At 43.3% G+C, this 15,933-nt stretch carries 9 protein-coding genes; 7 read left to right on the forward strand and 2 right to left on the reverse strand.

What is annotated here, in order from left to right:
- Positions 1–118: 118 nt before the first annotated feature.
- Entirely contained in the window at positions 119–571 is a 453-nt protein-coding gene (locus ACUTVW_RS14200; RefSeq protein WP_445646420.1) for a HEAT repeat domain-containing protein, read from the reverse strand.
- 89 nt (positions 572–660) lie between these two features.
- The gene (locus ACUTVW_RS14205; RefSeq protein WP_445646421.1) at positions 661–1,626 is read right to left on the reverse strand and encodes a YndJ family transporter; all 966 of its coding nucleotides are present in this window, start codon (positions 1,624–1,626) and stop codon (positions 661–663) included.
- Between the two features lie 298 nt (positions 1,627–1,924).
- Between ACUTVW_RS14205 and ACUTVW_RS14210 the strand changes: the two genes are divergently transcribed.
- The 7 genes from ACUTVW_RS14210 (at position 1,925) to ACUTVW_RS14240 (ending at position 15,912) form a co-directional block, all read left to right on the forward strand.
- On the forward strand, positions 1,925–2,914 hold the full coding sequence (locus tag ACUTVW_RS14210; RefSeq protein ID WP_445646422.1) for a class I SAM-dependent methyltransferase: 990 nt from the start codon (positions 1,925–1,927) through the stop codon (positions 2,912–2,914).
- A gap of 350 nt (positions 2,915–3,264) precedes the next feature.
- Positions 3,265–3,654, forward strand: coding sequence for an ArsR/SmtB family transcription factor (locus ACUTVW_RS14215; protein ID WP_445646605.1), 390 nt, complete (start codon positions 3,265–3,267; stop codon positions 3,652–3,654).
- Positions 3,651–4,514, forward strand: a complete 864-nt coding sequence (locus ACUTVW_RS14220) for an aldo/keto reductase (protein WP_445646423.1) — start codon at positions 3,651–3,653, stop codon at positions 4,512–4,514. Before ACUTVW_RS14215 ends, ACUTVW_RS14220 begins: the two co-directional genes overlap by 4 nt.
- Positions 4,515–4,823: 309 nt before the next feature.
- On the forward strand, positions 4,824–6,563 hold the full coding sequence (locus ACUTVW_RS14225; RefSeq protein ID WP_445646424.1) for an ABC-F family ATP-binding cassette domain-containing protein: 1,740 nt from the start codon (positions 4,824–4,826) through the stop codon (positions 6,561–6,563).
- Positions 6,564–6,851: 288 nt separating this feature from the next.
- Entirely contained in the window at positions 6,852–7,937 is a 1,086-nt protein-coding gene (locus tag ACUTVW_RS14230; RefSeq protein WP_445646425.1) for a 5-methyltetrahydropteroyltriglutamate--homocysteine S-methyltransferase, read from the forward strand.
- Positions 7,938–7,952: 15 nt separating this feature from the next.
- A complete protein-coding gene (locus ACUTVW_RS14235) occupies positions 7,953–9,443 on the forward strand; it encodes an aldehyde dehydrogenase family protein (RefSeq protein ID WP_445646426.1) in 1,491 nt (496 codons plus the stop codon).
- Between the two features lie 379 nt (positions 9,444–9,822).
- A complete protein-coding gene (locus tag ACUTVW_RS14240; protein ID WP_445646427.1) occupies positions 9,823–15,912 on the forward strand; it encodes a DUF7601 domain-containing protein in 6,090 nt (2,029 codons plus the stop codon).
- Positions 15,913–15,933 lie beyond the last annotated feature (21 nt).

Below are 15,933 nucleotides of genomic sequence, written 5' to 3' on the forward strand. Positions count from 1 at the left end.
ACCCTATAAGATGGGCTTTTTTCAAAGTGTCCATCTTATAGGGTACATTTTATTTTTTGAAGTGGCTTTTTACTCGGCTATTTTTTACTCAGCGATCAAATGCTGAACGGCAACCATCTTATCGTCTACCTAGTGTCTCCCAAATTCCTTGGAGCCAGGAGTCGAACTCAGCATCTTTGTCGCCCTCGTAAGTATCATAGATATCCAGACGTGTCTTTTGTAGTTTTTCCTTGAATTCCTCAAATGTGTGACCTTCGGGAAGGCTTTTTTTGATCCGTAGCAAAATTTTGTTAGTACCTTTAAACAGCTCACCTTTGTTTTTGGCAGGCATTTGTACATCTTCTTGCAACTGTTTGAGCTTGAGATATGCGGCTTCGCGCACTTGAAACACTTGATCATTTTTCAAAACATTCTGCAGCAACTTAATGGTAGGTTCTGTATCCCAGTTTCCCAACTCGTTCACCGCATTCAGTCTGTCTCTCCAGCTTGACGTCCGATTAGCCGCACGTTTGAGCTCTTCAAGGTTCTCTGGTAGTTCGTTAACTGCTCCAATATCATGGTTGTTCGTCAAAATTCAATCTCCTTAATCATCGCCATCTCGGCAAATGATGAATGTTATTTACGTGATCACTATTATAGCACGAACCTGACTAAACTATCCTATGAAGCCGATTGGTTAGCCATATTGTTAACCATGTACACCCAACCAATGAGTCCACATAAGACAAAACCAAACGCATGCAGAGCTCCATAAATGGGAATAAAGTCGAGTATGGTTAAGGAATACATTTTTTTCAGTAACGGATAGAAGATTGAAATGACAACAACTGTATAAAAGGCTAGGCAAGAAAAGCCTAAGAAGAAGGATGCCTTCATATTTAAAGCGTTTTTTCTCAAGTAAGCAAGGAGATAAGCGGTATAAACCACAATATTACAGGCGAATAAAGCGACACCAATGTACTCGATCGGCTTAGAGAAAATCATTCCAAAAGCAATCAATAGCGGTCCAACAATATCGATGGCAACCACCCAGGGATACCAGCTTTTTTTCGTCATAATCCGTCCCAGTGCACCAATAAAAATTGGAACAATCGCAGATGAAAAATGAAAGTGAACCGAGCTTAACGCGTGCGTTGCCACATTAGCATTGAAGAGATCGACTTGATATTGATATAACGTGAACCACGTGCCCCCGATAAAAAAATAAACGAGTCCCGCGCCAATCGCTATTTCCGCTGCTTTTCCTTTAGAAATCACAATCGTGCTCAAGCCATAGATGCCAAGCAACAGTGTGAACAGTAGCCATCCAAGGGAAAGAGTCCCTGGTATTGCCGTGCCTTCGAATCCCCACATCTTATTACTCATAACGGAAAACAAGGTAAGAAACGCGGCAGGATATTGAAGCCATTTCATAAGAGCATACATCATTCGTTGTTGTGTATTCTTAGCATCATATCTCAAAAGCAAAATGACAAGAGGTACAATGACAAATGCCGCAAACAGTAGAAATTTTTCAACAAGTTGAAATTGGAAGTAATCCAGATAAAATATAAGAATCGTCATAATTCCACCGGGAATTACGGGTACTAGTATGGACTTCGTCCTTTGCTTCAGAGAACGATTCATGGTGGCCCCTTTCTAAGCTATGTTTGTCATATAAACGGCCTACATTCAGTTATGTAGCATTCTTTAGGATAGATAGGCAATGCTCGTTTAAGTTTAGCACATATATCTGCCCTATATATTCCTGGTCGATATATTCCGGGTATAGATTTATTAGATTAAGTTTGTGAGAAATAGATACCTAAACATTCAATTCAGATGTGAATCTGCCGATAGATACTTTATAAGTGTTGAGATAATATACAAGAACGTTTTAATTTTAAGTGTAAATAATAAAAACTGACACTGGGGTGCGCGAAAAATGATTAATTATATATTTCCGTTTGATAAGGTTGAGAAAGGTTCGAAGATTATCATTTATGGGGCGGGAGCGATAGGAAAAGGTTATTTAGAACAAATAAATAAGTTGAATTACTGTGAATGTATATTTTTTGTTGATCGAAATTTCGAAAAATTGCAAATACTAGACGGCATTAAAGTATCTTCTATTGAAGAAATCAATACTTCAAAGTACGACAAAATAGTGGTTGCAGCAAAAGATCAATCCATCTACGAGATTCTTCGTCAAATGGAAATTTCAGAAGACAAAATAGTTCACAGTTTAGTAACGCAAGTACTTACCTCTGAGGTTCGCCATCTACCGGATCCTAGTAATAGTCCATTCTGGGATGATTACTATCAAAAAGCAGAGAATGCAGCCAAAGGTGAGTTCGATCATTATTTAAATCCAATCTTAAGTAAACATAATGATATTGACTTTAGCAGTACACTGGATTTTGCTTGTGGTCGAGGAAGAATGGCTAATATTTTCTCAAATCTTGCCCAAAATATCACTTGTTGCGATATAAATACTACTGCTATAGATTACTGCAAGGCCAGATTTCAAGATTCCCAAGATAGCATCTTTCATTTCCAAATAAATAATAGGGCTGGAAGTAATCTAGGGCAGTTGGACTTTGAGGATGAATCATTTACATTTATATATTCTTGGGATGCAATGGTGCACTTTACATATAAATGGCTTGATTACTATCTGAAAGAGTTCTACCGAATTTCACAAAATAATTCATATGTTATGATCCATCACTCGAATTATGCAAATACATCTACTGGTGATGAAGTAAAAAGCGAAGATTGGCTTAATAATCCTCACGGTAGATCGAATATCAGTAAGGAAGATTTCCGTTTTATAGCTGAAAAACATGGGTTTTCCGTTGTGGAGCAACAGCTTATAGATTGGGAAATCAGAGAGCTAGATTGTATTAGTTTATTGAAAGTGGTAAAAAATTAGATAAGTAACCAACCAAGGCACAATAAGGACAGCTGAACAAACTTTGTTAAATCCCCTCCATAGTAGGCAGTGTAAAAAGAGAGTATCTTACAACGAACTCAAGCACTGATAGCGGAGGGGATTTTGCTATTCCTAAAAGCTACACCAAAGATCATTCATATGTCATGTGAAAATAATGTTTTTGAATAATGCAGTGACCCGTACCACCACAAGTAACATCAAGTTTTCGAGAAAACTCGTGTAATTGGAAAAATGTTGTTCTTCGTTTTCTTTCCCAAAGTACTTCTGTGTCTGAGATCGTGGTATCTTATATTCGTCAAAAGAATGAAACGGTTCAACGAAAAGGGGAGATTTCCGTCGAACAGGAATTTTTGAATACGATCGCGAACGAATTTAAGAAGAACCAGAAGGTGCTGAATGCCATCGGAGACGAGACTCGGCAGGCGATCTTGATGGCCTTGATTCAAGGGCCGCAGAAACCCGGCATGCGTGTGGGTGAGATCAGAGTGCAAACGCACCTCTCCCGGCCTGCTGTCTCGCATCATCTCAAAATATTGAAAGACGCACAGATTATCAGCGTTCACAAAGAAGGAACCCGTAACTTTTATCGTCTGGACGCCGGGAGTAAGCTGATGTCGTTGAAAAACTTGGTGAACGAAATTGATAAGCTTTTTGAACAATGTGAGGAGCAAGTTACGGAATCACGATCCCGAACCAATGGAAGGGACGATTCTCGATGAAACATACAATCCAGGCAGCAAATGGAGTCGATATTCCTCAACTCGGATTCGGCCTATACAAGATCAAGAAGGGAGAATCTTTCAAAAAAACGGTCGAGGAAGCTATTCGAATCGGGTATCGCCATTTCGATACTGCGAAAATTTACGGTAATGAAACAGCGCTAGGCCAAGTCATTCAAAAAAGTGACATTCCTCGAGAGGAGTTCTTCATCACCTCGAAAGTATGGACGACGGATCTCGGATACCATGCGACGAGAAAATCATTTGAGCAAACTTGCCAGAGACTGAACGTAGCTTATCTCGATATGTATTTGATTCATTTTGCCGGTGCTCACTATGTGGATGCTTGGAAAGCGATGGAGGAATTGTACGACGAAGGCCGGGTCAGAGTCATCGGTGTAGCTAATTTCGAGATTGAGCATTTGGAACACCTGAAGAAACATGCCCGGATCACGCCGATGGTAAATCAGATCGAAACACACCCGGAGTTCCAGCAACACGGATTACATGATTATATGGTGAAAAATCAGATTCTACATGAGGCTTGGGGGCCGCTGGGACAGGGGAGTAAAGAACTGCTGAAGCATCCGGAACTGCTTGCAATCGCTAGAAAGCATCGGAAGTCGGTGGCACAAGTCATTTTGCGCTGGCATCTGGAGCGAGGAATTATTGCGATCCCGAAATCGTCAAATCCCCAGCGGATAAAAGAGAACAGTGATCTATTCGACTTTGAGTTGAACGCAGAGGATGTGGAACAAATTCGCCGCTTGGACACGGGGGAAAGATACTCCGTAAGCCCGACAGGTCTTATGGTCCATCCGATTTACGTCAAATTTATGAAGTTATTCAGTCGTCCATAATCACGTATAAAGCGAGGATCATCGGGCAAAGGATGGCCCTAAACATGCTGCATACAGGGATATATAGGACGGAGAAATCCTACTCTTCATATGGCAGCACACAGGTTCCTCTTCAAGATGTTGTTTCTTTGGTCAAATACGTAATCGACATAGCCAAACTTTGGTTCGGGCCAAGATATACAAATCAATTGTACTCGCCCCCAATCAGTGTTACGCTGAGAATCGAAACCTCAGGCTTATTCAAATTTACGTTTTGCAACAATCCCACACCATAATCACACTATTTTAGATACCAAGAAAGGTAACACCATGATCAAAGCCCAAAATCTATCTTTTTCTTTCCCGCAAAAAGAACTCTACAATAATATTTCATTCACGCTTGAAGAAGGCCAACACTGTGCCTTTATCGGTACAAGTGGTAGTGGTAAAAGTACGCTGATTGAGATCCTGATGGATCCGGAAAGACATTTGTTCGAGGGGAAGCTGGAGATCGATCCGGATTGCACAATCGGGTATATGAGTCAGTTCTCACAGGTAGACCCAACAACAGATATGACTGTGTTTGAATATATCGGGGAAGAGTTTATCAAGGTCCAGGATGAAATTACAGCGATATATGCGGAAATGGAAACTACAACGGATATGGATTCGCTGCTGGAAAAGGTTCAATCGGCTCTGGACGCACTGAGTGCAATGGGCGGCGATGATTTCGAAAGTACCATTCATAAACAGCTAAATCTGGCCAACCTCTTGAAGCTAAAGGATATTAGCATATCCTCCTTAAGCGGCGGGGAATTCAAGCTTATTCAAGTGATGAAGGAAATGCTCCGTAGACCTGATCTGATGATTATGGACGAACCGGATGTATTTTTAGACTTTGAAAACCTCAATGCGCTTAAAAAGTTAATCAACTCCCATAAAGGCATGTTATTGGTCGTTACGCATAATCGCTATCTGTTGAATCATTGTTTCAACAAAATTATCCACCTCGAAAACACGGAACTCCAGGAGTTCGACGGACGATATATCGAATATAATTTCTCCTTGCTACAGACGAAGATTGAGCTGCAAGAGATCGCGGTTGCTGAAGCGGAAGAGATCGAGAGATACGATGGTGTCATCGAAAATCTCAGAGCGATCGCAACGATTAATTCGGAAGCTTCCAGAGGAAGAGCGTTAAAGGCGAGAGTGAAATTTCAAGAACGATTAGAAGCGAGAAGAATTAAAGCACCCTTTGTTGATATCAAGCAGCCGAATATTCGATTTGATCTGGATCATAAAGTAGAAGAAAGTACCGCGATTAAACTCAATAACTATAGCGTTTCCTTTGACGAGCTGCTTCTGGAAGATGTGAACTTTGAGATCAAATCGACAGATAAAGTGGCTATTATCGGCCCCAATGGTACCGGTAAAACGACGTTACTTCGTGATATTTTCAAAAACAATCAGGATTCCATTGAAATCAATGAGGATCTCAAAGTGGCTTATCTATCACAGCTTCAAGGGGAAACGCTCAAAGATTCGAATACGATCCTCCATGAATTCATCGATGCCGGGTTTGAAACGTATGATGAGATCAGAGCCTATCTTGTGAACTACGGCTTTGAAGGTGAAATTCTGGACCAAAAGATCGAATCGTTGTCTGGCGGCGAAAAAAATATACTTCAACTGGCCAAAGCGGCTGGCGTTCAAGCCGACCTGTTGCTTCTTGACGAACCGACAAGCCATTTGGATATCTATACGCAGATCGCACTGGAGAAAGCCATTGTAGAATATCAAGGCGCGATCCTTATGATCTCCCATGATTTCTATTCCGTCGTAAACGGTATGGATTATGTGCTCATCATTGAGGGCAAGACGATTAGAAAAATGAGTATGCGCAAGTTCAGACAAATGATATACGCCAGTCATTTCAATAAAGACTATTTGCAAAATGAACAACATAAAAAGGCCGTTGAGATGCAAATCGAATTGGCCTTGAAAAATACTGATTTTGAACGCGCAAAAGGCTTGGTTGATGAGCTGGAAGGGATTATCAAGCAGTTATAATCTTCATAGCTGGCATGCAGCAAATAGACCAATCTTTATATCTTGATTATATTCAATTCATAAGTATGATGTTTGTTCTCCAGGCACATGAAATGGTCATAACGATGATCCACAGCACTTCGCTACACTCTATATATCCATGACCCTATGCGGTTGTGGATTTTTTGCTTTCTAAGGTCTTCTAGCTATTGTTAAAAGCTATGACCAGTCATGCTTTTTTCATATAACCTGCAATCTTTTCGATCATGCTATACTCAGTTAACTAAAAAGTGAGAAGGAGAAACATCTATGACACCATTTCGGAATGATCATGTAGGTAGCTTTCTACGTCCTGCGAATTTAAGTCAGGCGCGCGAACAATATAAAACAGGCAACTTTACATATGAGGAATTAAGAGCTGTAGAAGATAAAGAGATTATCCGAATCATTGAAAAGCAAAAGGAAAACGGCGTACTCGCCGTTACGGATGGTGAATTCCGTAGAAGCTGGTGGCATTTTGATTTTCTGGGCGGCTTGGATGGCGTAGAGCTGTATGAGGAAATCGATGGACCACAATTCCATAACATGAAGACTCGTAAGGGTGGACTTCGGGTAGTGGGTAAAGTCGATTTCTCTACGCATCCCTTTGTTGAGCATTTTGAATTTGTGAAAAAGCATGCAGGTGAAGCAGTGGCGAAACAGACCATTCCAAGTCCCAATATGCTTATTTATCGATTGGAAAACGGAGCAAATAGCTATGCGGATCGGGAGCAATTTCTTCAAGATACGGTTGCAGCATATCAAAAAGCTATTCAAGCCTTCTACGATGCAGGATGTCGTTATCTGCAATTAGATGATACGGCTTGGGCAGACCTATTCTCAGAGGCTGGTCACGACAAGCTACGCGCCAAAGGGTTGGAACCGGCGGAAGAATTGAAAACGATGCAGCGAATGATTAATGAAACCTTGGCTCATAAACCGGCAGATTTAGTAGTGACGATGCATATTTGTCGTGGGAACTATAAATCTAACTATTTCTCAACGGGTGGTTACGATTATGCTTCTGAAGTTATATTTGGAGGCTTAGACGTAGATGGATTATTTTTAGAATTCGATGATGAGCGTTCAGGTAGTTTCGAGCCATTAAAGTATGTGAATCGAAAAGATTTGAAAATTGTGCTTGGTTTAATCACATCGAAAACCGGCGAGTTAGAAAATAAAGAACAGATTAAAGCCCGCATTGCAGAAGCGGCAACTTATGTTCCCCTGGATCAACTTTGCTTGAGTCCACAATGCGGTTTCTCATCTACAGAAGAAGGCAATATCTTAACCGAAGAACAACAATGGCGCAAACTTCGTTACGTTAAGGAAATTGCAGAAGAAGTATGGAATTAAGGGAGGGGATTTCAAATGACGATTCAAGCGGACCAAGAGACAGTTACAGTTGAAGCCTTCATTAATGGTCAACATGTAAAATCCCTTTCGCAGTTACCCAAAGAGAATCCGGCTAATCCAACTGAAATTGTAGGCTATTTCCCTGTCACTACGAAAGAGCAGGCAGTTGATGCAATTGAAGCGGCGGCAGGGGCTTTTAAAACATGGAAACAGACCTCCATTGATGAACGCATTGAGATGATGCGTAAGGCGATCGAGAAGATTAGAGCAGCTGAGAATGACATTGTGCATCTGCTGTCCAGAGAGCATGGCAAGCCGCTGTATGATGCACATGGTGAAATTTATGTTTCGTTAATGTGGATGGAGTTTGCTTGTAATGAAGCGAAAGCAGCTCTACAAGAAGAGATCCAAGAGCATGATCACGGTAAAACGATTCTTTCCTATGATGCAATCGGTGTGGTGGCAGCGATTAGTCCATGGAACTACCCTATTGCTTTATCTACTATTAAGATCGCTCCTGCCTTGCTTGCGGGTAACACGATTGTGCTCAAACCAAGTCCATATGCACCACTGGCGGCGGCGAAGGTGGCCGAGATCATTGCAGGTGAGTTCCCTGCGGGTGTAATCAATGTCGTATACGGTGATGCGGACGTGGGCGTTGAACTGACGAGTCATCCTCTTGTTACGAAAATTGCCTTTACAGGCGGAACCGCAACAGCGAAGCATATTATTAAAGCAGCTTCGGAAACGATTAAGGATATGACGCTGGAGCTTGGTGGTAATGATGCGGCTATCTTCTTGGAGAGCTTTGATGTTCATGACGAGCGAGCAATGCGTCGGATTGTCATTTCGAATTTCCTGACAACAGGCCAAATCTGTATGATCGCCAAACGTGTATATGTACACCGTTCGATTTATGATGCTTTTGTGGAAAAATATATAGAGGCAGCCAATCGCTGGATTCGAATTGGTGACCCATTTGATTCCAATACGACGGTAGGTCCAGTTAATAACCTGAAGCAGAGAGAGTATGTGCAGGGTTTGGTGGAAGATGCGCAAAGGCGCGGGGCTAAGGTCATCCCTCTTGGTCAAATTCTTGATCAGAAGCTGTTTGAACAAGGGTACTACCTGCAACCTACGCTTGTTTTGGATTGCGATGTTCATGATCCGATTGTGGTGGAGGAACAGTTTGGTCCTAGCGTTCCAATTCTGCCATTTGACGATGAAGAACAGGTTATTCAACTACACAATGAAAGTATATATGGGTTGACGAGTTCTGTTTGGGGGAAAGAAGAGGAAGCGATCTCCGTTGCACGACAGCTCGAAGCTGGAACGACAATGATCAATACAGCTGCTGTACAGGGGCTGGATGTTGGTTTCCCATTCGGCGGCTTCAAGCAATCGGGTATTGGCCGTGAATACGGCGTAGAAGGCATCCGTACGTATACTGAAAAGCATGTCATCAACGTTCCGAAAACACTGGATCTTCCGTATATACCCGAATAGATTCTAACCCCAAAACTTCCACATCGTACAGGGAATGAATATGATGTGAAATGAAAATGAGGCTCCATACTTGCGCCCTGTCTACTGATTGTTAATCAGTAGACAGGGCGTTTTTTTGTTATATATGATTCGCAACCCATATTTTAAAGCTAAAAATGCAGCATTGATCGGATGGAGGCGATTCAGTACGAATCATGCCTAAACGGCATATATACGGTGTTCAGAATTTGGTTAGGCCTCTAAATTTATAATGACTAGGTGTGCCATATAAAATTGATGAATTTCATCAATTTCCTGTTGTAAGGAGAAAAACGGGCAGGGGACAGAGAGAACGTTTGGGTTTCTGCCAAAAATTTTAGAAGTGGAGGGGACTTTCGTATTGAAACAAAGAAGCAATGTAGGTAAACCGATATTGTCCTTATTTCTGGCAATTGTGCTTGTGCTGCAGACGGTGCTATTCTCCACTGCTGCATATGCGGAGAGTGTACCTAATGATACTGAAGTGGGAGCAGTTAGCGATCCCAATTCGCCGATTGTGGACGAACCATCCGAGGAAACGGTTAACGAGACCGACTCGCCAATTGTGGACGAACCGTCTTCAGTATCTGAGGAAGTGCAAGATGTACCAGACAATTCCATAATGATGGCAGCTGTCCCAATGGATAAAACATCAGTGTTTATGGAATCTAATGCATCCTTTCCGCTGGAGTTGAAGCAAGGAAATGTGGTCATTAATCAGAACGGTACTATTCAGGGACGACAACCATTTACGCTCAAATCGGAAGGGCTCAAGGTACCCGTGAATGGGGACGACTCCAATCCAACAAATGCAGATCTGGAGAAATACATCCAAAAGGGTGATTGGATTGAGCTGAAACGAGAAGATCACTTTAAGGAAGTCGTGCTTCCGACAGCGACGAGACCCCTGTATGCACAGACTGACTCAGGCACCAAACAGTTGGGTACGACCTATTTTACTCCAAACAGCATTCGAGTTGTCTTCGACGGTGATGATAACTTTTTCAATGGTGTTGGACGAGGTATTACCTTCAGTTTCGAAACGACAGCTGATGCAGATGTAACAGGATTGAATTATGGCGATAAGAAGCCTGTCAGCATCTTTGGTAGTACATATCAGCTAGAGAATCCAAATGTCACAGCAGAGTATGGTATCACGTTAACCTCGCCTGGAATGATCAGATGGGATCAGTACAGTTACCGCGGCATTCAACCGGCTCAATTCGTTGAAGGCGCGATCACTTGGCAGTCAACCGTATCTGCGTCCGATCAGTTCGATAAAACGATCAAATTGCCATTGGACGGGAAGATATTTTATACGAATCCCTCAACCTATAATACGGGCTCTGGTAATTCACGCGGCATTTATGTGGAGGGTTCCTTCAAAGTTAACGATCAGAACGTAACCCCAGTTGTTGGAGCAGACGGATCGCTGACGTACATTTTTCCACAAGGAACAGGTTCAGAACCCAAAGTGGAATATAAAACCTGGATTCCTAAGGAATCGTATTATTACGAGTATCGGAATCCACCAAGCAATCTGGGGCGCAGCCACCGGGATATGAATGGTAAAGTGGAACTGAGACAGGACAGTAGCATGCTGGTACAGGCCGGGCTGGAGATTTCCTTTGCTCCCGACTGGATTCAATCCAGTGCCTCTTACGATCATGCGAGTGAGACCATTACCTGGAGAGTCACAGTTAACCGATATAACAAAAATGGGTTGAAGGACTTTACAATTACCAATAATTTACCTGCCGGGTTGGATTTTTTATCGGCTGAATGGCAAGAAGAGGGCACTGAATCTGGAGTAACACCCATTACACCAGATGCAAACGGTGTGTATTCTTTTGGAGACATTAACGGTAAAGTGGATTTAGTTATAAAAAGCAAAGTAACAAGTGGTTCCAGCTTCAGAATTGACCCTCGTGCCAACTGGAGTTTGAATACACCGGCTGGTATACAGAACAACGATGTGAAGGCGGGTGTAAGACCTGCAGCGGTAACGGACGAGGCCATCGTCAACATCGGTGCGCATGATTTCACCAAATCAGGCGCGGTTTCTAATGAGGATTATAACCAAGGCAGCATCACGTGGACGGTTAACCTTGCTCCACAATATGCTCTGCCGAATGCGGCGGTATATGATGTCCTGGTACATGGCGGTAATTTGGACGTCTTGGACAATGCCGTAGATGTAAGTGGTGAAGTGAGTGCAGAAACCATTGCGAAGATCAAAGCAAATGTAACTTCCGCACAGCTTTGGAAGCAGTATAAGGCAGGGACGCTGAAGACGGGTGCAGCCAATCTGACCACGAAGGCAATCCCTTTAACGGTGGATGGTAAAGTAGTGGCGGATTTGATCAAGGTGACTGGATATACAGAAAATTCCGCATCCTTCAGCTTCCGTGCACTGGAGACCAACCCGGACATCCTGTTTAGACAGGACATCAACGTAGGGAAAACAAGTTCGAATCGCGCTTTGCTCATTGACGGCGAAAGTGTAAGACAAGCGCAAAACAGCGCCAATCTGCATCTGCGTATGCTGAACAAGGATATGCTCTTTGCTTCGAGACCATTGAAAGTAGATGGCACATTTGAAAATGTTAGCCCAAATAACATTAACAGTTACATTAGAAACGATAGTAATGATGCATGGACGATTTCTGCTTATGACCGGACAACCAAGACAGTCACCTTCCGTCTAGGAGTGAACATGCCTGGATATAACACAGAAGAAATGGCTAAAGATGGTGGTAATCGAGTCATTAGTAATATGAAGTTAGTGGATACATTGCCTGAAGGCTGGGAGTTTGTTCCTTTTGCTGAAGGCAAAGATTATGAGCTTTGGAAAGGATATTCCGACAACGGTTCAGGTACAGAATACGGTACGAGAAACGATGCCAAAACCATGATTGAACCAGGCACGGATGCTCATGTCGTAAGCTCCTTCACCCATAATGGCAACGTAGGAACGTTCACTTTCTCTAAATTGGAAAGTCCTTATGTTATCTTGGTGAAGGCAAGACCTTCTAACGAAGCTTTAGAGGAATATTTGCATGACTACACAACCAATGGCACGGACAAGCAGGTGTTATATAACAAAGCTGACCTCCATATGTCTTGGGGTGGAGTAGAAAAGATTGTCTCCGAACAGCGTAAGATTATCGTACCGATCCAGACTCTGGGCAAGACGGTAACTAAACCTGTTCCAGGTGTGTTGGAATGGACAGTAAACTATACTCCACCATTTAACATGAAGCAGGGCGTTTATCTGGAGGACACCTTGGGTGCAGGCATGAACCTACGTTATGAAGGTAACGGAAAGCTTGTGCTGACATCACCTAGTATGGCCGTCTATCCTGCGAAACTAACAGCTAGTGGTACTCTGGAACGAGGTGAAGCTCTTGACCTAAGCGACCCTAATGCCGAAGTTCAAGTTGAGGTTGCACCAGGTGCAGAAGGGACTACCGTCCTCAAATTCAAAATGAACGACCCAAATACGTTTTACCAGTTTGTATACCAAACGGAAGTTGATCCTACAAAAGCGAAAGCCGGAGACAAAATGGGCAACGAGGTAAAACTGGAGGGCGATGACAGTCTGAGTGCTGTCAGTGCCAGAAGCGAAAGTACACTGGATAGTTCGGACGTAGCAGGTAGTTCAAGCTCTAATGCCCTACTGCCTTTGATAAAAGTAGATCCGAATGGGAATCCGCTAAAAGATGTAGAATTTACACTCTATAAAAAAGACAGCGGAACTATAGTTGTCAAAGGGAAAACCGATAGTTCAGGGAAACGTAATCTGCTATTCCCTGACCCAGGCTACTATGAGCTGAAGGAAACATATATTGACACAAATACTTGGTTGCCAACGACAAGAGTTTATCAAGTATATGTAGGAAATACACCGGGCAAACCTCTCTGGGTCGACGGAGTAAAAGTAACCACGGATCAACCGCTGATTGTGCCTACACCTGCCCAAGGTAAGCTGACCATTACCAATAAGGTAGAAGGCAATGGCAGTGATCCGAACAAAGGATTTGTATACACCGTGACCTTCACTGGTGAAGGTAAGGACGGAGAGTATACCTATAAAAAGTCGGATAATACGTCTGGAACGTTCAAAAATGGAGACAAGATTACCCTCAAGCATGGGGAATCTGTAATGCTTCCGGCTTTGCCTGCGAATCTGGGCTATACCGTAACCGAGGACGATTATACGACCGTTGATGGCTATACGACGACACCTGATACGAGAGAGCTATCCGGCTCCATTGTGAACAAAGGTGATCATAAAGCGGACTTCATCAACGAACGAATCGTTAACAAGCTGACCATCAGTAATACGGTTATGGGCAACGGTGGCGATAAGACGAAGGAGTTTGAGTACACCATTCACTTTGAGGAAACAGGCAAAGATGAAAGTTACTCCTACATGAAGTCGGATGATAGTAGAGGTACGATCAAGTCTGGAGACACATTCCGTCTCAAGCACGGAGAGACACTGGATGTTTCGGGTCTGCCTAAACATCTAAAATACACCGTTACCCAAAAAGATTACACAACCGATGAATACATGACTAATCCTGAGGAACGGTACTATACCGGAGTCATGAAAGGCATGGATGAAGATGCTCCATTCACGAACGTACGAGTCTTGAAGGGCGGCCTGCTCATCAGCAACACCGTTAAAGGTAAAGATGACGACAAGAAGAAGCTGTTTAAGTACACAGTCACCTTCACAGGCGAGGGAGCAGACGAATCCTACGTCTATGAGAAGTCAGATGGAAGCAAGGGTACGATCAAGAACGGAGAGAGCTTCGAGCTTACAGATAGTCAGACGCTCGTAGTGCAAGGATTGCCAGCATCTCTCAAGTATACGGTAACCCAGAATGATTATACGCAAGATGGTTATGTAACAGATCCTGAAAATTTCGTTCACACAGGTACCATTCTGGAGAAAAAAGTGGCTGAAGCTAAATTTGTTAATACCCGCCCATATCTGGAAGGTGTACTGCGTGACAACAATACAGGAGAAGTCATTCCGAATGCATCCATCACCGTGACCGATCTGAATACAGGCGAAGAGCTTCAGATTAAGACGAACGAGAAGGGTGAATATGCGGTTCCAGCCGTAGCTGACACAGACTACACGATCACATATACGAAGGTGTATCGGGTAGGCGGAAAGGATGTACCTGTCGAGTTTACGCAAAAAGCAAATGTGAACAGCAGTGTGACGGATGAGACCGTTCCAGCGGATATTACGGCCGTAGGTATCATTCTGCTCAAACAAATGGATGGAACGACAGAGTTATTTAACAGCTTGTATACCAGCCATATGTATATCTACCTGAAGGACAGAGACGGTAATTACATTATGGAGAATGGTAGCCCTAAGGCGTTTCCAATGGCATCGAACGGAACATTTTCTGTGGAAGGGTTAAGCGAGCAGAAGTATACAATGGAAGTTCGTTATCAAGTGCAGACTGGTGAGGAGCTGCTCCTCAAAGTGACGCAACTTGACGTGAAAGCTAACGGAGAGTTGAATATCTCTGAAGAATTAGTTGACCCTTATGGTACGGTCTATGATGAAACTACAGGGAATGCGAGCACGGGCAAGAAGATTGAAGGAGCCAAAGTTACACTGTATTATGCGGATACACAGCGGAATAGAGATAAAGGCCGCATTCCGGGTACAAAAGTAACACTTCCAGCGGTTCCAAATTTCCCGCCGCACAACAACAAGAGTCCAGAGCAGGATAGCGATGTCAATGGATTCTATGCGTACATGGTATTCCCTGAAGCAGATTACTATCTGGTCGTAAAGAAGGACGGATACGAAACGCACACAAGCGGTACAATTTCAGTAGATTTTGACATTGTCAAATACGATGTGCCAATGAAGCCGATCCGTTCAGGTGGTGGTTCCGGCGGCAACAGCGGCGGCAACAATGGCAACGGTGGAACCAACACGGGTACCCCAGGAACGAACACTGGCAACAGTGGAACCGACCCGGGTATCCCAGGAATCAATAATGGTACTCCAGGAACGAACAATGGGAACGGTGAGACCGATAATGGTATTCCAGGAACCAACAACGGTACTCCAGGAACGAACAATGGAAACAATGGAACCGATAACGGTACTCCAGGAACGAACAACGGCAACAGTGGAACCAATAACGGTACTCCTGGAACGAACAATGGAAATAATGGAACCAATACGGGTACCCCAGGAACCAACAGTAGCAATAATGAAATCAACAACGGTAACACTGGCGCGAGCAAAGGTGACCATGTTACGGATAACGTTAGCGACGAGTTGGACGATGCTCCGAAAACAGGAGACAACAGTGTATCGCCAATGTTCTATATGATTATGGCGCTGATGTCCTTGATCACGATCGCTTTCTGTCTGCTCGGTAACAAGAAGAAAAAGCACATTTAATGACCAGGAAAGGCGGTAAGA

The sequence above is a fragment of the Paenibacillus sp. TSA_86.1 genome (genome assembly GCF_052691815.1).

Excerpts from the sequence above, each read along its gene's own strand:
- ACUTVW_RS14205 (WP_445646421.1), bottom strand. The coding sequence starts at position 1,626 with ATGAATCGTTCTCTGAAGCAAAGGACGAAGTCCATACTAGTACCCGTA.
- ACUTVW_RS14210 (WP_445646422.1), top strand. The coding sequence starts at position 1,925 with ATGATTAATTATATATTTCCGTTTGATAAGGTTGAGAAAGGTTCGAAG.
- ACUTVW_RS14220 (WP_445646423.1), top strand. The coding sequence starts at position 3,651 with ATGAAACATACAATCCAGGCAGCAAATGGAGTCGATATTCCTCAACTC.
- ACUTVW_RS14225 (WP_445646424.1), top strand. The coding sequence starts at position 4,824 with ATGATCAAAGCCCAAAATCTATCTTTTTCTTTCCCGCAAAAAGAACTC.
- ACUTVW_RS14230 (WP_445646425.1), top strand. The coding sequence starts at position 6,852 with ATGACACCATTTCGGAATGATCATGTAGGTAGCTTTCTACGTCCTGCG.
- ACUTVW_RS14235 (WP_445646426.1), top strand. The coding sequence starts at position 7,953 with ATGACGATTCAAGCGGACCAAGAGACAGTTACAGTTGAAGCCTTCATT.